The organism is Bradyrhizobium sp. 2TAF24 (genome assembly GCF_052115025.1).
In the GTDB taxonomy this organism is placed as follows: domain Bacteria; phylum Pseudomonadota; class Alphaproteobacteria; order Rhizobiales; family Xanthobacteraceae; genus Bradyrhizobium_A.
In genome coordinates this window covers 249,738-268,569 of record NZ_JBFRFW010000009.1, presented here as the reverse complement: position 1 = coordinate 268,569, position 18,832 = coordinate 249,738, and the positions used below count along the sequence as shown (strand labels likewise).

Here is an 18,832-nt window from a genome sequence, read left to right as displayed (position 1 = left end):
GCCACGCCGACGGTCGGCAGGCAGGGCGAGGCCGGATCGCGGCTGTCGGACTTCAGCAGTTCGAGGTTGATGAAGTTGGTGCCGTAGGCCCAGACGTCGAAATGGGTGAAGGCGAACACCTGCTTGGCAGTGCGATCGGCCGCGCCCGGGGCCGTCGCCGTGAACTGGTAGGCATAGGTCAGGCGGTTGTCGTTGACGATGAAGAACGGCAGGTCGAGCACCGACTTCGGCGCTTTCACCGGCAGAGCCACGTCGGCGGCCAAGGCGGAGCCGAACGTAGCCACGGCAAGGCCTGCCGCGAGCGTAAATGATTTGAAAGACATTGAAGACCCCCAACGATTGCGATGGCAAACGCGCGACGCGCGAAATCTATCGCCGCCAGTTTGCGCGGGAGCAGCCAATGACCAAGCCCGAATGTTCCGCAGCGACTGCCTAGTTATTGTCTGATAAGCGAAATACATTGGCAGACCGGGACGCGTTGCCGACACGCCATCGCGCGCCCGGCGGCCTCACGCGGCGATGGCGCGATGCAACAGAAGACCGGTTTCTTGCAGCAAACTGGCGCACGCGCCGGCCTGTCGGAAAAGCCAGGCGGGCTCACGACAGCCTCACGCCGAAGCGGCGAAAGCAATGCCCAAAAACACGGCGGAGCCTGCGGCGAGGATCGCGCGATTGATGGCGGGCGTCACTATTCTGCAACACACGTTGCGGGACACGCCCGCCGACCACGGATCGGCGCGGGGCACGCAAGCCGCTGCACTGCCAGCAGAGTAAGCAGGTGATGACGCCTTTTCGCCACTTACCTTGCCATGCGATTTGTCACAGTATTGCCGGACCTTGCCGCGGAAAGCCGACCGGATCGATGCCTGACACTCCCCCTGCCTCACCCTCCTCCAGTGACACGCCGCTGCTTCAGGCCATCGGCATCAGCAAGCGTTACGGCAGCTTTCTCGCCAACGATTCGATCGACCTCGACATCCAGCCGGGGCAGATCCACGCCCTGCTCGGCGAGAATGGCGCCGGCAAATCGACCCTGGTGAAAATGATCTATGGCCTGATCCAGCCGACCGCCGGAGAGCTGCACTGGTGCGGCCGGCCGATCGAGCTGGCGGGCCCGTCCGCCGCCCGGGCGCTCGGCATCGGCATGGTGTTTCAGCACTTCTCGCTGTTCGAGAACCTGACGGTGGCGGAGAATGTCGCGCTCGGGCTGTCGGGCCGCGAGTCGTTCAAGCAGATCTCGGCGCGCCTTGCCGAAGTCTCCCGCGCCTACGGCCTGCCGCTCGATCCGAACCGCGAGGTCTGGCAGCTCTCGGTCGGCGAGCGCCAGCGCATCGAAATCGTCCGCCTGCTGATGCAGGATCCGCGCTTTCTCATTCTCGACGAGCCCACGGCCGTCCTGACACCGCAGGAAGCCGACCAGCTGTTCACCGTGCTTGAGCGGCTGAAGGCCGAGGGCCGTGCGGTGCTCTATATCAGCCACAAGCTCGACGAGGTGAAGCGGCTGTGCGACACCGCGACCATCCTGCGTGCCGGCAGGAAGGTGGCGACCTGCGATCCCCGCGCCGAGACCGCCGGCTCGCTCGCCCGCATGATGGTCGGCACCGACATCCGCGAGGTGAAGCCTCCGGCCGGCCGGCCGGTCACAGTACCGCGCCTGGTCGTCAACGATCTCAACGCCGTACCTGACGATGCCCATGGCATGCGCCTGACGCAGGTGTCCATCGAGCTCAGGGGCGGCGAGATCCTCGGCATCGCCGGGGTCGCCGGCAACGGTCAGGATGAATTGTTCGCCATCCTGTCGGGCGAGCGGCGGCTGCCTGATCCCGGCACGGTCGTCATCGACGGTCACGCTGCCGGCCATCTGTCGATCACCCAGCGCCGCAAGCTCGGCGCCGCCTTCGTGCCCGAGGAGCGGCTGGGGCATGGCACGGCGCCGCGCATGCGCCTGTCCGAGAATGCCCTGCTCACCGGCCACGCCACCGGCGGCATGGTGCAGCGCGGCTTCATCAACACCGCTGCGACGCTCTCGACCGTCGACCGCGCCACCGACACGTTCGACGTTCGCAAAGCCAAGCGCGATCCGGAAGCCGCCAGCCTGTCCGGCGGCAATCTGCAGAAATTCATCGTCGGCCGGGAAATCCTGCGCGAGCCGGGCGTGCTGGTGGTCAGCCAGCCGACCTGGGGCGTCGATGCCGGCGCCGCGGCGGTGATCCGCCAGGCCCTGCTCGACCTCGCCGGACGCGGCGCCGCGGTGATGGTGATCAGCCAGGACCTCGACGAGCTGCTGGAGATTTCCGACCGCATCGCCGTGATGTTTCATGGCGGGCTGTCCCAGCCGCTCGCGACAAGCGCGACCGATCGCGAGACCATCGGGCTCTTGATGGGCGGCGCGACGCCGGCCCGCACCACGGACAAGGAGGAGCCGCGGCATGCCGCTGGTGCTTGAGCAGCGCGCCGAGCGCTCGACTGCGATCGCCCTGACCTCGCCGCTGATCGCGATTGCGCTGACGCTCGTGACCATGGGCGTGCTGTTTGCCCTGATCGGCAAGAATCCGCTGGCCGCGCTGTCGGCCTACTTCATCGCCCCCCTGACGGATGCCTATTCACTGCAGGAGATCGCGGTAAAGGCCTCGCCGCTGGTGCTGATCGCGATTGGTCTTGCGCTGTGCTACCTCGCCAACGCCTGGAATATCGGCGCGGAAGGCCAGTTCCTGATCGGCGCGGTCGCCGGCAGCTGGATCGCGGTGACCACCCAGGGCACCGACGCCGGCGCCTGGGTGCTGCCGGCGATGCTGCTGTGCGCCGCGGCTGCCGGTGCGCTCTACGCCCTGATCCCGGCGATCTGCCGGGTGCGGTTCGGCGCCAGCGAAATTCTCACCAGCCTCATGCTGGTCTATGTCGCGGACCTGCTGCTGGACTATCTCGTCCGTGGCCCGTGGCGCGACCCCAACGGCTTCAACTTTCCCACCACCGCCGAATTCGACCCGGTGGCGACCGTGCCGTTGCTGATCGAAGGCAGCCGCCTGCATCTCGGCGTGGTGCTGACACTGATCGCGGTCGCCGCGGCCTTCATCCTGCTGGGGCGCACCATCAAGGGCTTCGAGATCCGTGTCGTCGGCGTCGCCCCGCGGGCTGCCCGGTTTGGCGGCTTCAATGCCGACCAGTTGGTCATCCTGACCTTCGCCGTCTCCGGGGCGCTTGCCGGCCTTGCCGGCATCATCGAGGTCGCAGGCCCCGTCGGCCACCTGCAGCCGGGCATTTCGCCAGGCTACGGCTTCACCGCCATCATTGTCGCTTTCCTGGGACGGCTGAACCCGATTGGAATACTTATTGCAGGGTTGTTTCTCGCCCTCACATTCATCGGCGGCGAACAGGCCCAGATCGCAATGAAAATTCCGCTCGACATGACCAAGGTGTTCCAGGGCATCCTGTTGTTCTATGTGCTCGCCTGCGATTCCCTGATCCTGTACCGGATCCAGTGGATCGCCCCCCAGCGGACGGTGGCCCATGGCACTCGTTGAAGCCATCATTCTTGCGGTGATCGCCGCCTCGACGCCGTTGCTGCTGGCGGCGACCGGCGAGATGCTGGTCGAGCGCGCCGGTGTGCTCAATCTCGGCGTCGAAGGCATGATGATCATGGGCGCGGCCTGCGGCTTCGCCGGCGCCCATCTCACCGGCTCGACGCTGATCGGCGCTCTCTGCGGCATTGCCGCCGGCATGGCGCTGTCGCTGGTGTTCGCCGTCATGGCGCTCGGCCTCGCCGTCAACCAGGTGGCGACCGGGCTGGCGCTGACCATCCTGGGCGTCGGCCTGTCGGGGCTGATCGGCGCCGGCTTCGTCGGCGAGCGCATCGCCACCACGCCGCATCTCGACATTCCCGGCCTCACCAACCTGCCACTGGTCGGTCGCATCCTGTTCGGTGAAGACCTCTTCGTCTATGCCTCGGTCGCCCTGGTCGTCGCCGTCTGGTACTTCCTCTATCGCAGCCGTGCCGGCCTCGTGCTGCGCGCGATCGGCGACAACCATATCTCCGCTCATGCGCTCGGTTATCCCGTGCTGAGGATCCGCACTCTGGCGGTGCTGTTCGGCGGCGCTTGTGCCGGCCTCGGCGGCGCTTATCTGCCGCTCGCCTACACGCCATTCTTCATCCCCGGCATGACCGCCGGGCGCGGCTGGATCGCGCTGGCGCTGGTGGTGTTCTCGTCGTGGCGGCCGGGACGGCTGGTGATCGGCGCCTACCTGTTCGGCGCGGTGAGCATCCTGCAGCTGCATGCGCAGGGCGCCGGTGTCGGCATCCCGCCGCAGCTGATGTCGGCGCTGCCGTACCTTGCGACCGTCATCGTGCTCGTCCTGATCTCGCGCGCGCGCAGCGGCGGCTCGACTGCGCCGGCTGCGCTCGGCACTGTATTCGTGCCGGACCGCTGAACTCTTTCGGGGCGCGCGGCGGGGGCCGCGCTCCGAAGCAATCTGCCTGCCCATCGCTTGTTTTGTGGAGAAAACCGATGAGAAAAACCCTTCTTGCCGCGGCCGCGCTGATCGCCGCCGCGGCGACCTTCCAGAGTGCCGTCGCGGCTGACAAGCTCAAGGTCGGTTTCATCTATCTCGGCCCGGTCGGTGACTTCGGCTGGACCTACCAGCACGAGGTCGGACGCCAGGAGCTGGTCAAGGCGCTCGGCGACAAGATCGAGACCACCTATCTCGAGAACGTCAGCGAGGGACCGGATTCCGAACGCGCCATCGAGCAGTTGGTCCGCGCCGGCAATAAACTGATCTTCACGACGTCGTTCGGCTACATGGACCCGACGCTCAAGGTCGCCAAGAAATATCCCAACGTGCATTTCGAGCACGCCACCGGCTACAAACGCGACAAGAACATGTCGACCTACTCGGCCCGCTGGTATCAGGGCCGCTACATCCAGGGCCAGATTGCCGCCAAGATGTCAAAGAAGGGCGTGCTCGGCTATATCGGCTCGTTCCCGATCCCGGAGGTCGTGTCCGGCATCAACGCCACCATCCTCGGCGCGCAGAGCATCAATCCCAATATCAAGGTCAAGATCATCTGGGCCAACTCGTGGTTCGACCCCGCCAAGGAGGCCGACGCCGCCAAGGCGCTGCTCGACCAGGGCGTCGACATCATCATGCAGCACACCGACAGCCCGGCAGCGGTCCAGATCGCTTCCGAGCGCGGCGCGCTGGCATTCGGCCAGGACTCCGACATGATCAAGTTCGGGCCCAAGACCCAGCTCACCGCGATCATCGACAACTGGGCGCCCTATTACATCGCCCGCGTCAAGGCCGAACTCGACGGCAGCTGGAAGTCGGAAGACACCTGGGGCGGCATCGAAACCAAGATGTTCGTCATGGCGCCCTACACAAACATGCCTGACGACGTGAAGAAGCTGGCCGAGGACACCGAAGCCGCCATCACCAAGGGCACACTGCATCCGTTCAAGTGCCCGGTGGTGGCCCAGGATGGCAAGGAAGTCGAGTGCAAGGGCGGCGACCATCTCGCCGACGGCCAGATCCTCGGCATGAACTTCTACGTCAAGGGCATCGACGACAAGATCCCCGGCAAGTAGCCGCGCCGTCTTCCGAACAAAAGGGCCTGGATCGCGATCCCGGCCCTTTTTTTGCTGGCAAGGCTCAGGCAAAATTCTCGCAGCAAATCAGGCCTTCGCGCACCGGCCGGACACGCGGAACGGCGCCCCTCCCGGAACACCCGACTGGCGGATCCTGCCGCAGCGCTTCGATGGCGGCCAGCATCAGCGCGACGGCTCGGTTGGCGTGCCGGCTCTCCACCGCCTCGTCCAGCCAGTCCGGCAGTTCACGGCGCTGCGACAAGGCGCAGTGCCACTCGCCGTCGTCATAGACAAGCCGCCGCAGCTTCCAGCGCGGCAGCGCGCCATCGAGCAGCACCAGCGCGGCATCCGTCCAGGCCGCCGCCGCGACAAGGCTATCCAGCCGACGTGACGGCAAGACGTCAGCGTCGGTCCGGACCGTCGAGGCGATGGCATGCATGACTTTCGCCGTCACCAATTGGTCGCGCAGCAACTGTTCTCGGAGCACGGCCAGATGCGCGGTGCCGCCTGTCGAACTTGTGATGGTCTGATCGAACATGGCACCCTCCCTCACCGCAAAGACGCTCGGCCATATCGTCCTCACCTGCGAAATTGAGCAGGCCGCCGTGCGAAATCGAGACGGATGCAGACGGTAAAATATAGGGTTTCCATAAAGATCCACCGTGGAGCCCGCCGCGGTCAGGTGATGGCCGGGGCGCGCCGGCTTTATGGAGGAAAGCATGCGGCTGCCGTTCCGGCCGCAGCCCTCCGGCCAAAAAAGACGAACGATTACAACTCACTAGAGAATCAGCGACAGGTGCTACCCATCTCTCGCCAGCGTCGGTCTTTATGAAATTCCTATAACATTCCGCCTGCGCTCATCTCGAAAATCTATGCCCCGGCTGCCATCCCATTGAGCACATGAACGGGGAGTCCGCGCGCGGTCACGCCGCGCGGCCGGTTGGCCGCGACACCATCAACGGCCGCCATCCTCCACGTCATGATGCAAGGAGCTTTCCATGTTGGACATCATCGTGCTGGCCCTCGGCTTCGGCTTCTTCGCCCTGTCGATCGGCTACGCCTATGCCTGCGATCGCCTCTGAGGAGAACGACCATGGTTTTCGATTACGCACTCGCAGGCCTCGTCTCGGCCGGCCTGCTCTTTTACCTGACCTACGCCTTGCTGCGGCCAGAGCGTTTCTGAGGGGCGCATACCCATGACCATCATTGGCTGGATCCAGATTGTTCTGTTCTGCGCGATCGTCATCGCGCTCGTGAAGCCGCTCGGCGGCTATATGACCCGTGTGTTCAACGGCGAACGCACGTTCCTCTCCCCGGTGCTGCGCCCGGTCGAAGCCGCCATCTACTGGCTTGGCGGCGTCGACGAAAAGCGCGAGCAGCACTGGCTGACCTACACCGTCGCCATGCTGTTGTTCCATGTCGGCGGCTTCCTCATCCTGTACGTCGTGATGCGGCTGCAGGCGGCCCTGCCGTTCAACCCCGCCGACCAGTCCGCGGTCGCGCCGGATCTCGCATTCAACACCGCCATCAGCTTCATCACCAACACCAACTGGCAGAACTATGGTGGTGAGAGCACGATGTCGTATCTCACCCAGATGCTCGGCCTGACGCACCAGAACTTCCTGTCCGGTGCGACCGGTATCGCGCTGGCGGTCGCCCTGATCCGCGGCTTCGCCCGCTCGTCGGCGCGAACCATCGGCAATTTCTGGGTCGATGTGACCCGCACCACGCTCTACGTGCTGCTGCCGATCTGCATCGTCTATGCGCTGTTCCTGGTTTGGCAGGGCATGCCGCAGACGCTCGGTGCCTATGTCGACGCCACGACCATCGAGGGAGCCAAGCAGACCATCGCGGTCGGCCCGGTCGCCTCGCAGGTCGCGATCAAGATGCTCGGAACCAATGGCGGCGGCTTCTTCAACGCCAACGCCGCGCATCCGTTCGAGAACCCGACCGCACTGTCCAACTTCGTGCAGATGCTGTCGATCTTCCTGATCGGCGCCGCGCTGACCAACGTGTTCGGCCGCATGGTCGGCAATCAGCGCCAGGGCTGGGCGATCTTCGCGGTGATGGGCGTGCTGTTCATCGCCGGTGTCGCCGTCACCTACTGGGCGGAAGCCTCCGGCACCACCGGCCTGAATGCCCTCGGCCTCACCGGCGGCAACATGGAAGGCAAGGAAGTCCGCTTCGGCATCATCGGGTCGGCATTGTTCGCCGTGGTGACGACGGCCGCGTCCTGCGGCGCGGTCAACGCCATGCATGACTCCCTCACTGCACTCGGCGGCATGATCCCGCTGATCAACATGCAGCTCGGCGAGATCATCATCGGCGGCGTCGGCGCCGGCCTTTATGGCATGCTGCTGTTCGTCGTGCTGGCGATCTTCGTCGCCGGTCTGATGGTCGGCCGCACGCCGGAGTATGTCGGCAAGAAGATCGAGGCCCGTGAGGTCAAGATGGCCATGCTCGCCATCCTGGTGCTGCCGTTGAGCTATCTCGGCTGGACCGCGGTCGCCGTCGTGCTGCCGTCGGCGGTGGCCTCGATGGCCAACGCAGGCCCGCACGGCTTCACCGAGGTGCTCTACGCCTATACCTCGGCGACCGGTAACAATGGCTCCGCGTTCGCTGGCCTCAGCGGCAACACGCTGTTCTACAACCTGACGCTGGCGAGCTCGATGTTCATCGGCCGCTTCTTCATGATCGTGCCAGCAATGGCACTGGCCGGCTCGCTGGCCGAGAAGAAGTCCCACCCGGCATCCGCAGGCACTTTCCCGACAACCGGCGGCTTGTTCGTCGGCCTCGTGGTCGGCGTGATCCTGATCATCGGCGGTCTCACCTTCTTCCCGGCGCTGGCGCTCGGGCCGATCGTCGAGCACCTGGCGATGACCGCCAACAACCTGTTCTGATCGATCTCTTTTGGAGTGACGTTCATGGAAACGTTGAAACAGCAAAAACGGGCCGCGGTATCCACGCTCTTCGATCCGAAGATCATGGTGCCGGCAATCGGCTCCGCCTTCACCAAGCTCGATCCGCGGGCGATGATCAAGAACCCGGTGATGTTCGTGGTCGAGGTGGTTGCAGCCCTGACCACGGTCATCTTCATCCGCTCGCTGGTGACCGGCGGCACCGATCTCGGCTTCACCTTCCAGATCATCCTGTGGCTGTGGTTCACCGTGCTGTTCGCGAACTTCGCCGAAGCCGTGGCGGAAGGCCGCGGCAAGGCGCAGGCGGAATCGCTGCGCAAGACCCGTACCGAGAGCAAGGCCAAGCTGCTCACCGGCTCGGGCAATGACCGGACCTACCGCATGGTGTCCGGCACCAGCCTGAAGGTCGGCGACATCGTCCTGGTGGAGGCCGGCGATAACATCCCCTCCGATGGCGAGGTGATCGAGGGCGTCGCCTCGGTCAACGAGGCCGCCATCACCGGTGAATCCGCTCCGGTGATCCGGGAATCCGGCGGCGACCGCTCCGCGGTCACCGGCGGCACCCAGGTGCTGTCGGACTGGATCAGGGTCCGCATCACCGCGGCCCAGGGCTCGACCTTCATCGACCGCATGATCAAGCTGGTGGAAGGTGCCGAACGGCAGAAGACCCCGAACGAGATCGCGCTCAACATCCTGCTCGCAGGGTTGACCATCATCTTCGTGTTCGCGACCGTCACCATCCCGAGCTACGCTGCCTATGCCGGCGGCGAGATTTCGGTGATCGTGCTGGTGGCGCTGTTCGTAACGCTGATCCCGACCACGATCGGCGCGCTGCTGTCAGCGATCGGTATCGCCGGCATGGACCGCCTGGTGCGCTTCAACGTGCTCGCCATGTCCGGCCGTGCAGTGGAGGCTGCCGGCGACGTCGACACGCTGCTGCTCGACAAGACCGGCACCATCACCCTTGGCAACCGCCAGGCAACCGCGTTCCGTCCGGTCCGCGGCGTCACCGAGCAGGAGCTCGCGGATGCGGCTCAGCTCGCCTCGCTCGCCGACGAGACGCCGGAAGGCCGCTCCATCGTGGTGCTGGCCAAGGAAAAGTATGGCATCCGCGGCCGTGACATGTCCGAGCTCGGCGCCACCTTCGTGCCCTTCACGGCGCAGACCCGCATGAGCGGCGTCGACACCGGCAACTCCTCGGTGCGCAAGGGAGCGGTCGACGCGATCCTGAACTACCTCAATGGCGGCGGTGCGCCGCGCGCCGTGGCGGCCGGGACCGGCACAGTTCGCACGTTCCAACCCGCGATCAGCGCCGAGGTGACCCGGGAAGTGCAGACCATCGCCGACGACATCGCCAAGTCCGGCGGCACGCCGCTGGCGGTGGCGCTCGACGGCCGCCTGCTCGGCGTCATCCAGCTCAAGGACATCGTCAAGGGCGGCATCCGCGAGCGCTTCGCCGAACTGCGGCGCATGGGCATTCGCACCGTGATGATCACCGGCGACAACCCGATGACCGCGGCGGCGATCGCAGCTGAGGCCGGTGTCGACGACTTCCTGGCCCAGGCGACGCCGGAGGACAAACTGAAGCTGATCAGGGACGAGCAGGCCAAGGGCAAGCTGGTGGCGATGTGCGGCGACGGCACCAACGACGCCCCCGCGCTCGCCCAGGCCGACGTCGGTGTCGCCATGAACACCGGCACCCAGGCGGCGCGCGAAGCCGGCAACATGGTGGACCTCGACTCCAACCCGACCAAGCTGATCGAGGTGGTGGAAATCGGCAAGCAACTGCTGATGACCCGCGGCGCGCTGACGACCTTCTCGATCGCCAACGACGTCGCCAAGTACTTCGCCATCATCCCGGCGATGTTCCTGGCGTTCTATCCGCAGCTCGGCGTGCTCAACATCATGCATCTGGCGAGCCCGCAGAGCGCCATCCTGTCGGCGATCATCTTCAACGCGCTGATCATCATCGCGCTGATTCCGCTCGCGCTGAAGGGCGTGGCCTACCGGCCGATCGGCGCCGGTGCGCTGCTCAAGCGCAACCTGCTGATCTATGGCCTGGGCGGCATCATCGTTCCGTTCGTCGGCATCAAGGCGATCGACCTCGTCGTTGCCGCCTTGCACCTGGCCTGAGGAGAACCATCATGTTGAAAGAAGTCCGTCCGGCCATCGTGATCGTCGTCCTGCTGACGGCGATCACCGGCCTCGCCTACCCGCTGGCGGTCACCGGCATCGCCGAGGCCGTCTTCCCCTCCCAGGCGCAAGGCAGCCTGATCGAGCGCGACGGCAAAGTCGTCGGCTCGGCCTTGATCGGCCAGGAGTTCAAGGGCGACCAGTACTTCCATGGTCGTCCCTCGGCCACCACCGCCGCGGATCCGGCTGATTCGACCAAGACGGTCCCCGCCCCCTACAATGCAGCCAACTCGGGCGGCTCCAACCTCGGCCCGACCAGCAAGGCACTGGTCGACCGCGTCAAGGAGGATATCGACAAGCTCAAGGCAGAGAATGCATCCGCGTCGGTACCCGCAGATCTGGTCACGACGTCGGCCAGCGGCCTCGACCCGAACATCTCGCCGGACGCGGCCTACTTCCAGGTCCCGCGTGTTGCGAAAGCGCGGAAAATGCCGGAGGATGCCGTGCGCAAGCTCGTCACCGAGCGGATCGAAGGCCGCCTCGCCGGCGTGCTCGGCGAACCGCGGGTGAACGTGCTGGCGCTGAACCTGGCGCTCGACGAGGCGGCAAGCAAGACGCACTGAGCGCCATAGCATGAAGACCGTGCCTTGCGCGGCGCATGAGGACTAGAGTGCCTGATGGCCATCAGCACCCGCGATTCTGAACACCGACCGTCGCCGGACGCCCTCCTTGAGGCCGCCCGGCGCGAAGACCAGCACCGGGGCCGCCTCAAGATTTTTCTGGGCGCGGCTCCGGGCGTTGGCAAGACCTACGAAATGCTGCAGAGCGCGCATGCCCGCAAGCGCGCGGGCGCCGATGTGGTGATCGGGGTCGTCGAGACCCACGGCCGACTGGAAACCCAGGCCCTGCTCGAAGGCCTCGAAGTGCTGCCGCGACGGCAGATCGAGTATCGCGGCCAGGTCATCGAGGAGATGGATCTCGACGGTCTGCTGGCCCGCCACCCGCAGATCGCCATCGTCGACGAGCTGGCGCATACCAACGCCGCCGGCAGCCGCCATCCCAAACGCTACCTCGACGTCGAGGAGTTGCTGGCCAACGGCATCGACGTCTACAGTGCCGTCAATATTCAGCACATCGAAAGCCTCAACGACGTCGTTGCCCAGATCACCCGGGTGCGCGTCCGTGAAACCGTGCCGGATTCGATCTTCGACCTCGCCGACGCGGTCGAACTCATCGACCTCACACCTGATGACCTGATCCAGCGCCTCAAGGAAGGCAAGGTTTACGTCCCCAAACAGGCCGAACGCGCGCTGGAGCATTATTTTTCGCCCGGCAATCTGACCGCGCTGCGCGAACTGGCGCTGCGCCGCACCGCCGAGCGGGTGGACGAGCAACTGCTCACCCACATGCAGGCCAATGCGATCCCGGGGCCGTGGGCCGCCGGAGAACGCATCCTGGTGTGCCTCAGTGAAGATCCACGCTCCGCCGGCCTGATCCGCTACACCAAGCGGCTGGCGGATCGGCTGCACGCGCCGTGGACTGCGATCTGTATCGAGACCCGGCGCACGCTGCAGCTCGACCAGGCCGAACGCGACCGCCTCGCCGACATGATGCGTCTCGCCGAGACGCTCGGCGGCGAAACACTGACCATCCCAACGGCCAGCCGGCGCATCGCCGACGACGTCCTGAGTTTCGCCCGCTCCAACAACGTCACCCAGATCGTGGTCGGCAAGTCGAGCCGCTCCTGGTGGTTCGAGCTGACCCGCGGATCGGTGGTGCACGAGCTGGTGCGCAGCGCCGGCAACATCAGCGTCCATGTCATCGCCGGCGACAAGGTCGACGCCGAGATGGCCTCGACCGCTCGTAGCGTGCGCACGGCGGAGCGTACCGAGCCTTTCAAGCCATGGCCTTATGCGATGGCGCTGGTGATGGTGCTGATCGCACTCGGCGTCGGCCTGCTGATCCAGCCGTTGATGGGCATCGAGAACATCGACCTGGTGTTTCTCACCGCCGTGGTCGCGACCGCGGTTCGCTATGGCCTGTTTCCGTCCCTGCTGGCGAGCCTTGCGGCCTCGCTGTGCTACAACTTCTTCTTCCTGCCGCCGATCTATACTTTCACGATCACAGACCCGACCAACGTGGTCGCGTTCTTCTTCTTCATGCTGATCGCGCTGCTCGTCTCCAATGTCGCGGCCCGCGTCCGCAGCCAGGCAGACGCCGCGACCGATCGCGCCCGGACCACCGAGTATCTGTATTCATTCAGCCGCAAGCTGGCAGGAACCGCCGCGCTCGACGACGTGCTGTGGGCGACCGCCTACCAGACCGCGCTGATGCTGAAGGTGCGGGTCGTACTTTTGCTGCCGGAGAACGGGCTGCTCGCCGTCAAGACCGGCTATCCGCCCGAAGATGAACTCGATCAGGCCGATCTTGCGGCCGCCAACTGGACCTGGAACCATGACCGCCCCGCCGGCCGCGGCTCCGACACCCTGCCCGGCGCCAAGCGGCTGTTTCTTCCCATCCGCACCGGACGTGGCCCGATCGGCGTGGTCGGCATCGATGACGACCGCACGGGACCAATCCTCACTCCCGACCAGCGCCGGCTGCTCGATGCGTTGATGGATCAGGCCGCGCTCGCGATCGAGCGCGTGCACCTCGTCGAGGACATCGACCGTGTCAAGCGAACGGTGGAGACCGACCGCCTGCGCTCGGCGCTGCTGACCTCGATCTCGCACGACCTCAAGACACCACTCGCCTCGGTATTGGGATCCGCCAGCGCGCTGCGGGATTTCTCGGCCAAGCTCAGCGACCCGGAAAAGGTCGACCTGCTCGCCACCATCATCGACGAGTCCGAGCGCCTCAACCGCTTCATCGCCAACCTGCTCGACATGACCAAGCTCGAGTCCGGCGCGGTGGTACCGAACTTCGCCCTGCATGATCTCGGCGACATTGTCGGCAGCGCGCTGCGGCGCGCCACCAAGATCCTGACCCTGCATCATATCGAGCTGTCGCTGCAGCATGATCTGCCTATGCTGGAACTCGACGCCGTGCTGTTCGAGCAGGTGCTGTTCAATCTGCTGGATAATGCTGCCAAATATGCACCGGCGGGCAGCACCGTCGAGTTGCGCAGCTGGCGCGAGGCAAATGCCGTCTACCTGCAGGTGCTCGACGAAGGCGAAGGCATTCCACCGAACGATCTCACCAACATCTTCGACAAGTTCTACCGCGCTCAGAAGGGGGACCACGTCCGTGCCGGCACCGGCCTTGGCCTTGCCATCTCGCGCGGCTTCGTCGAGGCCATGCACGGGTCCATCACCGCAGCCAATCGAACGGACCGTTCCGGCGCGGTCCTGACCATTCGCCTGCCGATCCCCAAGACGAGCCAAGCACTGGATACCGCCGCATGAGTGCCGCCCCGATCAAGATCCTCGTCGTTGACGACGAACCTCCCATCCGCAAGCTGCTGCGCATGGGCCTCAGCACGCAAGGGTACGAGATCCTGGACGCGCCGAATGGCAAGACGGCTCTGGAGCTGCTGGGCAAAGAGCCGGACCTGGTCATTCTCGATCTCGGTCTGCCCGACATCCAGGGCCATGAACTGCTGCGCATGATCCGCGCCCGCAACGACAGCATTCCGGTGGTCGTGCTGTCGAGCCGCGGCGACGAGGCAGGCAAGGTCCAAGCGCTCGATCTCGGCGCCGACGACTATGTCACCAAGCCGTTCGGCATGGACGAACTGCTGGCGCGCATCCGCGCCGCGCTGCGTCACCAGTTGCAGGTTCAGGGCGAGCGGCCGATCTTTCGCGCCGGTGACCTGTCGGTCGATCTCGTCCGTCGCATTGTCAAGGTTGGCGATCGCGAGGTCAAACTGTCGCCGAAGGAGTACGACCTGCTGCGGATCCTGGTGCAGCATGCCGGCAAGGTTTTGACCCATCGCTTCCTGCTTGGCGAGCTGTGGGACGATCTGACCGACGCGCAGTACCTGCGCGTCTACATTCGCCAGCTGCGGCAGAAGATCGAAGGCGATGCCGAGCAACCGCAATACATTTTGACCGAGGCCGGCATCGGGTACCGGCTGCGGGCGCCGGACTGAAGCGTTCTCGAGCGAAGCATGCCCCGGAACTTGATCCGGGGGCGAGTACCGGTTCGCGTGGGGAACGCGCGTCAAAAATCAAAGCGTCACGGATCGGATCAGTGTCATCATGAAGATCTCGGACTTTCTGTCGCCCGACGACACCCTGGTGAACGTGCGCGCGACCAGCAAGCGACAACTGCTGCAGGAGCTCGCCAGAAAGGCGGCCAGCGGCCTCGACCTGTCGGCTGACGACATGCTGGCCGAACTCCTCAAGCGTGAAGAGCTGGGATCGACCGGTGTCGGCAGCGGCGTCGCCATCCCCCACACCCGCCTCGCCACGGTGAACCGACCTTTCGGCGTGCTCGCCCGCATGAAGCAGCCTATCGAGTTCGATGCCATCGACCAGCAGGCCGTCGATATCGTGTTTCTGCTGCTACTGCCTGCGGCCGCTGAAAAAGAGCAGCTCGTTCCGCTCGCGCTGGTCGCTCGCAAGCTGAAGGCCGCCGACACACTGGCGAAGCTTCGCGGCGCCAAGGCGGCTGCGGACCTTTACGCGGTCATCGCCGACTGACTGCCGGCGCGCGGCGCCGGTCGAACGGGTTCAGTGGATTCCCACGCCAAGGAGACGCTCGACGAGCGCGCGATCCTGCTTCATTTCGCTCGCCGCCCCTGTCCAGGCGGCGCGGCCGCGCTCGATGACGATGACGCTGTCGGCGAAGTCAAGTGCACGCTCGATCTGCTGCTCGACCAGCAACACAGTCATGTCGCCCGATGCAGCGAGCTTCGAGATCATCGCCATCAGCTCATCGCAGATCACCGGAGCAAGGCCTTCCAGGGGCTCATCCAGCAGCAGGATCGAGGGTTGCCCAAGCAGCGTGCGCGCCATCGCCAGCATCTGCTGCTCGCCGCCGGACAGCTGCTGCCCGAGATTGCGCCGCCGCTCGGCAAGGCGCGGAAACATCTCATAGGCCTCGTTGAGCGCCGCGCGCGGACGGCCCTTCAGGCCGGCGACGAGATTTTCCTCCACCGACAACGACCTGAAGATGTCGCGGGTCTGTGGCACATAGCCGATCCCCGAGCGCGCGCGCGCCGAAGCGCGGGTTTCGGCAACGTTCTGGCCATCGACGCTGATCCGCCCCTGATGGCGGGTGGTCAGCCCCATCAAGGTGGCGAGCAGCGTGGTCTTGCCCACCCCGTTGCGGCCGAGGACGGCGAGGCGATGCCCCGCATCGATCGCGAAGGACATGTCTGAGACGACCTGCGTCGGGCCGTAGCCGGCGCTCAGGTGCTCGACATCAAGCCGTGCGGCGGGCATGGGCATAGCTCCCGAGATAGGCACGGCGCACCTCGTCGTCGGTCGCGACCGCCGCAGGCGTGCCTTCGAAAATCAGCCGTCCGCCGGCGAGCACCAGCACGCGCTTGGCGAAACGGAACACCAGATCCATGTCGTGCTCGATCATCAGCACGGCAATATCCGCCGGCAGGCGGTCGATCGCCTCCAGGATGCGCGGCGCTTCATCGTGCGGAACACCGGCGGCCGGCTCGTCGAGCAGCAGCACCTTGGGATTGAGCGCAAGGCCGATGGCCAGCTCGAGCAGCCGCTGCTGCCCATATGCCAGCTGCGACACCGGCAGATCGGCCAGCGCGCCGATGCCGAGCGTGTCCAGCAGCCCCTGGCATTCGGCCCGCACGTCGCGGGCATGGGCTGCCACCGACAGCACACGACGGGTCAGGCCGCGGCGCTGCATGATCGCCAGCATGACATTGTCGGCCGCTGTCAGGCTGATGAACAGCCGCGTGATCTGGAACGTGCGCACCAGGCCACGCCGCACCCGCTGCGCCATCGGCAGCCGGCTGACATCTTCGCCGCAGAACACGACCCGGCCACCGGACGGCGCCAGTTCGCCGGACATGACGTTGACCAGCGTGGTCTTGCCGGCGCCGTTGGGGCCGATCAGGGCGACACGGTCACCGCTTGCCAGCGTGAAAGACACGTCACGGTTGACGTGAAGGCCGCCGAACGAGCGCGAGACCCCATGCAGCTCGATAAGCTCGCTCATGACTGCCCTCCCCGCGTTCTCAGGCGCGTCCAGACGACTCCCATGCCGTGCACGAGGCCGCGCGGCGCAAACACCACGATCAGCACCAGCAGCAGGCCGACCAGCGTCATCCAGTGGAACGGGTTGGTGGCGGAGACGATGTGCTCGAAGATCTGGAAGATCACCGCGCCGACCAGCGCGCCCCACAGATGCCCCGCGCCACCGAGCACCAGCATGACCAGCGCTTCCGCCGAGCGTTCGAATCCAACGCTGTCGAGGCCGACGACACCGGTGGTGATGGCCATCAGCGCGCCGCCGATGCCGGCCACTGCACCGGACACACCGTACATGACGACGAGACGCGGATAGACCGACACGCCGAGCGCCCGCGCACGCAGGTCGTCGTCGCGGATGCCGCGGCTCAGCAGCCCGAATGGCGAGCGCACGAACCGCAGCAACAGTGCCAGAACGACCGCAAGGACGACGATCGAGAATATGTAGGCGGTGCGGCTATACATGTCGAACGAGAACAGGCCGAGCACCGGCGCCGGCGAGATGCCTGACAGACCGTCGCTGCCGCCCGTCCAGACCGACAGCTTGTTGCAGAGCGCGGCGACGAGCTGACCGAAGGCGATCGACAGCACGAGCTGCGGCAGGCCGCGGAAGCGCGTGATCAGGGCCCCCGACACGAGCCCCGTGAACGCACCGGCGACAAGGCCGATGACCAGCAGGATCAGTGGATTGGTGATCCCGGCGATGCAGGCGTTGCCGACAACATAGGCACTGATGCCGAACAGCGCCGCCTGCCCGAGGGTTGCGACCCCGCAATAGCCAGTGACGAGATCAAGCGACAGCACCAGCAGTGTCAGGCTGATCAGGCGTGTAAGGAAGGCGAGATCATCGGGAAACAGCAAGTAGCCGGTCACCCCGAGCGCCGCGACCACGCCGATGCCGGTCAATTCGACCGGGATGGATCGAGGCGCGGCGAGAGCCATGTCTGTTCCAGGCACCGTCATCTCAATGCGCCCGTCCGAACAGACCGTGCGGGAACAGGAAGACAATCACGATCACCGCCAGGTAGAAGAAGAATTCGCCGAACTCGGGCGCGAGATACTTGCCGGTGGTGTCGGCGAGCCCAAGCAGCAGGGACGCCGACAGCGCCCCGACGATCGACCCGGCGCCACCGACGGACACCACCACCAGGAAGGTCACCATGTAGCGCAGCGCGTAGAACGGCTCGATCGGCAGCAACTCGGCACCCACGACGCCGCCGAATGCGCCGAGCCCGACCGCGAGCGCAAAGGTCGCCGCATAGATGACTTCGGTGCGGATGCCGAGCGCTTCCGCCATGTCGCCATTGTCGACGGCCGCCCGCAGCCGCACACCGAAATCGGTGCGCTCCAAGAGCAGCCACAGCGCCAGTGCTGTCAGGCCGCCGCACGCGATGACGAACACCCGGTGCGTCGGGATCATGCGGAAGCCGATGTCCATCGGGCCGCTCAGCAGCGCCGGCAGTGGGATCGCCTTGGACGTCGGCCCGAGCACGAAGTTGGCGACACCGATGATGATGAAGGTGATGCCGATGGTCAGCAGCAACTGGCTCAGCGCGTCGGACTTGCGGTAGATCCTGCGGTACAGCAGGACCTCGAACGGAATGGAAATCAGGATGGTGCCGACGACCGCGATCAGGATCGCGACGGCGTAGTTCACGCCGAGCGTGCGCAGCGCATAGGACGCGAGATAGCCGCCGATCATCGCGAACGCGCCATGGGCGAGGTTCACCACCCGCATCAGGCCCATCATGATCGACAGGCCGATCGAGATCGTGAACAGCACCATGCCGTAGGAAACGGCGTCGAGGCCGATGCTCAGTATCGTGCGCAAGATGTCATCCCGTCGTGCCGGCAGGCCGCGAATCCGCAAACCCCGCCGTTATAGACGACAACGGCCGCCGCCCGACAGCGGCCTTCGACGAATCGGCCGCGCGGGCCGACCGCCGGATGAAGGGCACCGGGCTGGAGGTCATCGCCGAAGGTCTCGCAAGGGCTGGGCTAGGTGAACCAAGAGTGGTGGCTGCATGGCCCGGCGCCA

At 65.5% G+C, this 18,832-nt stretch carries 16 protein-coding genes and 1 pseudogene; 11 read left to right on the top strand and 6 right to left on the bottom strand.

Features of this window, described 5'->3' with window-relative positions; genetic code table 11:
* A pseudogene (locus AB4Z37_RS16455) lies at positions 1 to 323 on the bottom strand (hypothetical protein); the annotation flags it as partial.
* Between the two features lie 539 nt (positions 324 to 862).
* On the opposite strand from AB4Z37_RS16455, the gene AB4Z37_RS16450 reads away from it, so the two are divergent.
* The 4 genes from AB4Z37_RS16450 to AB4Z37_RS16435 all read left to right on the top strand — a co-directional run bounded on the left by AB4Z37_RS16450 (position 863) and on the right by AB4Z37_RS16435 (position 5,579).
* Positions 863 to 2,446, top strand: coding sequence for an ABC transporter ATP-binding protein (locus AB4Z37_RS16450; protein WP_441517808.1), 1,584 nt, complete (start codon positions 863 to 865; stop codon positions 2,444 to 2,446).
* On the top strand, positions 2,430 to 3,521 hold the full coding sequence (locus AB4Z37_RS16445; protein WP_441517807.1) for an ABC transporter permease: 1,092 nt from the start codon (positions 2,430 to 2,432) through the stop codon (positions 3,519 to 3,521). Before AB4Z37_RS16450 ends, AB4Z37_RS16445 begins: the two co-directional genes overlap by 17 nt.
* On the top strand, positions 3,508 to 4,425 hold the full coding sequence (locus tag AB4Z37_RS16440) for an ABC transporter permease (protein ID WP_441517806.1): 918 nt from the start codon (positions 3,508 to 3,510) through the stop codon (positions 4,423 to 4,425). Before AB4Z37_RS16445 ends, AB4Z37_RS16440 begins: the two co-directional genes overlap by 14 nt.
* Positions 4,426 to 4,502: 77 nt before the next feature.
* Positions 4,503 to 5,579 (top strand): BMP family ABC transporter substrate-binding protein, encoded by a 1,077-nt coding sequence (locus AB4Z37_RS16435; RefSeq protein WP_441517805.1) that lies wholly within the window; start codon positions 4,503 to 4,505, stop codon positions 5,577 to 5,579.
* Between the two features lie 64 nt (positions 5,580 to 5,643).
* Here AB4Z37_RS16435 and AB4Z37_RS16430 read toward each other — a convergent pair whose 3' ends face one another.
* Positions 5,644 to 6,117 (bottom strand): hypothetical protein, encoded by a 474-nt coding sequence (locus AB4Z37_RS16430; protein WP_441517804.1) that lies wholly within the window; start codon positions 6,115 to 6,117, stop codon positions 5,644 to 5,646.
* 555 nt (positions 6,118 to 6,672) lie between these two features.
* Here AB4Z37_RS16430 and AB4Z37_RS16425 point away from each other — a divergent pair.
* The 7 genes from AB4Z37_RS16425 to AB4Z37_RS16395 all read left to right on the top strand — a co-directional run bounded on the left by AB4Z37_RS16425 (position 6,673) and on the right by AB4Z37_RS16395 (position 15,273).
* Entirely contained in the window at positions 6,673 to 6,762 is a 90-nt protein-coding gene (locus AB4Z37_RS16425) for a K(+)-transporting ATPase subunit F (RefSeq protein ID WP_211965149.1), read from the top strand.
* A gap of 13 nt (positions 6,763 to 6,775) precedes the next feature.
* Positions 6,776 to 8,479, top strand: coding sequence for a potassium-transporting ATPase subunit KdpA (gene kdpA, locus AB4Z37_RS16420; RefSeq protein WP_441517803.1), 1,704 nt, complete (start codon positions 6,776 to 6,778; stop codon positions 8,477 to 8,479).
* A 24-nt stretch (positions 8,480 to 8,503) separates the two neighbouring features.
* Positions 8,504 to 10,630, top strand: coding sequence for a potassium-transporting ATPase subunit KdpB (kdpB, locus tag AB4Z37_RS16415; RefSeq protein WP_441517802.1), 2,127 nt, complete (start codon positions 8,504 to 8,506; stop codon positions 10,628 to 10,630).
* Between the two features lie 11 nt (positions 10,631 to 10,641).
* The gene (locus AB4Z37_RS16410; RefSeq protein WP_441517801.1) at positions 10,642 to 11,253 is read left to right on the top strand and encodes a K(+)-transporting ATPase subunit C; all 612 of its coding nucleotides are present in this window, start codon (positions 10,642 to 10,644) and stop codon (positions 11,251 to 11,253) included.
* Between the two features lie 54 nt (positions 11,254 to 11,307).
* Entirely contained in the window at positions 11,308 to 14,034 is a 2,727-nt protein-coding gene (locus AB4Z37_RS16405; protein ID WP_441517800.1) for a DUF4118 domain-containing protein, read from the top strand.
* Complete coding sequence (locus AB4Z37_RS16400; protein WP_441517799.1) at positions 14,031 to 14,720, top strand: response regulator transcription factor; 690 nt, start codon at positions 14,031 to 14,033, stop codon at positions 14,718 to 14,720. Before AB4Z37_RS16405 ends, AB4Z37_RS16400 begins: the two co-directional genes overlap by 4 nt.
* A gap of 109 nt (positions 14,721 to 14,829) precedes the next feature.
* A complete protein-coding gene (locus AB4Z37_RS16395; protein WP_441517798.1) occupies positions 14,830 to 15,273 on the top strand; it encodes a PTS sugar transporter subunit IIA in 444 nt (147 codons plus the stop codon).
* A gap of 30 nt (positions 15,274 to 15,303) precedes the next feature.
* Here the strand turns inward: AB4Z37_RS16395 and AB4Z37_RS16390 are convergent, their stop codons facing one another.
* From AB4Z37_RS16390 to AB4Z37_RS16375, 4 genes are read right to left on the bottom strand one after another with little or no spacing between them, the layout of a single operon-like run.
* Positions 15,304 to 16,017, bottom strand: a complete 714-nt coding sequence (locus AB4Z37_RS16390; RefSeq protein WP_441517797.1) for an ABC transporter ATP-binding protein — start codon at positions 16,015 to 16,017, stop codon at positions 15,304 to 15,306.
* A complete protein-coding gene (locus AB4Z37_RS16385) occupies positions 15,998 to 16,762 on the bottom strand; it encodes an ABC transporter ATP-binding protein (RefSeq protein ID WP_441517796.1) in 765 nt (254 codons plus the stop codon). Before AB4Z37_RS16385 ends, AB4Z37_RS16390 begins: the two co-directional genes overlap by 20 nt.
* Positions 16,759 to 17,736, bottom strand: coding sequence for a branched-chain amino acid ABC transporter permease (locus AB4Z37_RS16380; protein ID WP_441517795.1), 978 nt, complete (start codon positions 17,734 to 17,736; stop codon positions 16,759 to 16,761). The genes AB4Z37_RS16385 and AB4Z37_RS16380 overlap by 4 nt, the downstream gene beginning before the upstream one ends.
* Positions 17,737 to 17,758: 22 nt before the next feature.
* Positions 17,759 to 18,625, bottom strand: coding sequence for a branched-chain amino acid ABC transporter permease (locus AB4Z37_RS16375; protein WP_441517794.1), 867 nt, complete (start codon positions 18,623 to 18,625; stop codon positions 17,759 to 17,761).
* Positions 18,626 to 18,832 lie beyond the last annotated feature (207 nt).

Excerpts from the sequence above, each read along its gene's own strand:
- kdpA (WP_441517803.1), top strand. The coding sequence starts at position 6,776 with ATGACCATCATTGGCTGGATCCAGATTGTTCTGTTCTGCGCGATCGTC.
- AB4Z37_RS16395 (WP_441517798.1), top strand. The coding sequence starts at position 14,830 with ATGAAGATCTCGGACTTTCTGTCGCCCGACGACACCCTGGTGAACGTG.
- kdpB (WP_441517802.1), top strand. The coding sequence starts at position 8,504 with ATGGAAACGTTGAAACAGCAAAAACGGGCCGCGGTATCCACGCTCTTC.
- AB4Z37_RS16410 (WP_441517801.1), top strand. The coding sequence starts at position 10,642 with ATGTTGAAAGAAGTCCGTCCGGCCATCGTGATCGTCGTCCTGCTGACG.
- AB4Z37_RS16430 (WP_441517804.1), bottom strand. The coding sequence starts at position 6,117 with ATGTTCGATCAGACCATCACAAGTTCGACAGGCGGCACCGCGCATCTG.
- AB4Z37_RS16435 (WP_441517805.1), top strand. The coding sequence starts at position 4,503 with ATGAGAAAAACCCTTCTTGCCGCGGCCGCGCTGATCGCCGCCGCGGCG.
- AB4Z37_RS16405 (WP_441517800.1), top strand. The coding sequence starts at position 11,308 with ATGGCCATCAGCACCCGCGATTCTGAACACCGACCGTCGCCGGACGCC.
- AB4Z37_RS16425 (WP_211965149.1), top strand. The coding sequence starts at position 6,673 with ATGGTTTTCGATTACGCACTCGCAGGCCTCGTCTCGGCCGGCCTGCTC.
- AB4Z37_RS16385 (WP_441517796.1), bottom strand. The coding sequence starts at position 16,762 with ATGAGCGAGCTTATCGAGCTGCATGGGGTCTCGCGCTCGTTCGGCGGC.
- AB4Z37_RS16445 (WP_441517807.1), top strand. The coding sequence starts at position 2,430 with ATGCCGCTGGTGCTTGAGCAGCGCGCCGAGCGCTCGACTGCGATCGCC.
- AB4Z37_RS16390 (WP_441517797.1), bottom strand. The coding sequence starts at position 16,017 with ATGCCCGCCGCACGGCTTGATGTCGAGCACCTGAGCGCCGGCTACGGC.
- AB4Z37_RS16450 (WP_441517808.1), top strand. The coding sequence starts at position 863 with ATGCCTGACACTCCCCCTGCCTCACCCTCCTCCAGTGACACGCCGCTG.
- AB4Z37_RS16380 (WP_441517795.1), bottom strand. The coding sequence starts at position 17,736 with ATGGCTCTCGCCGCGCCTCGATCCATCCCGGTCGAATTGACCGGCATC.
- AB4Z37_RS16400 (WP_441517799.1), top strand. The coding sequence starts at position 14,031 with ATGAGTGCCGCCCCGATCAAGATCCTCGTCGTTGACGACGAACCTCCC.
- AB4Z37_RS16440 (WP_441517806.1), top strand. The coding sequence starts at position 3,508 with ATGGCACTCGTTGAAGCCATCATTCTTGCGGTGATCGCCGCCTCGACG.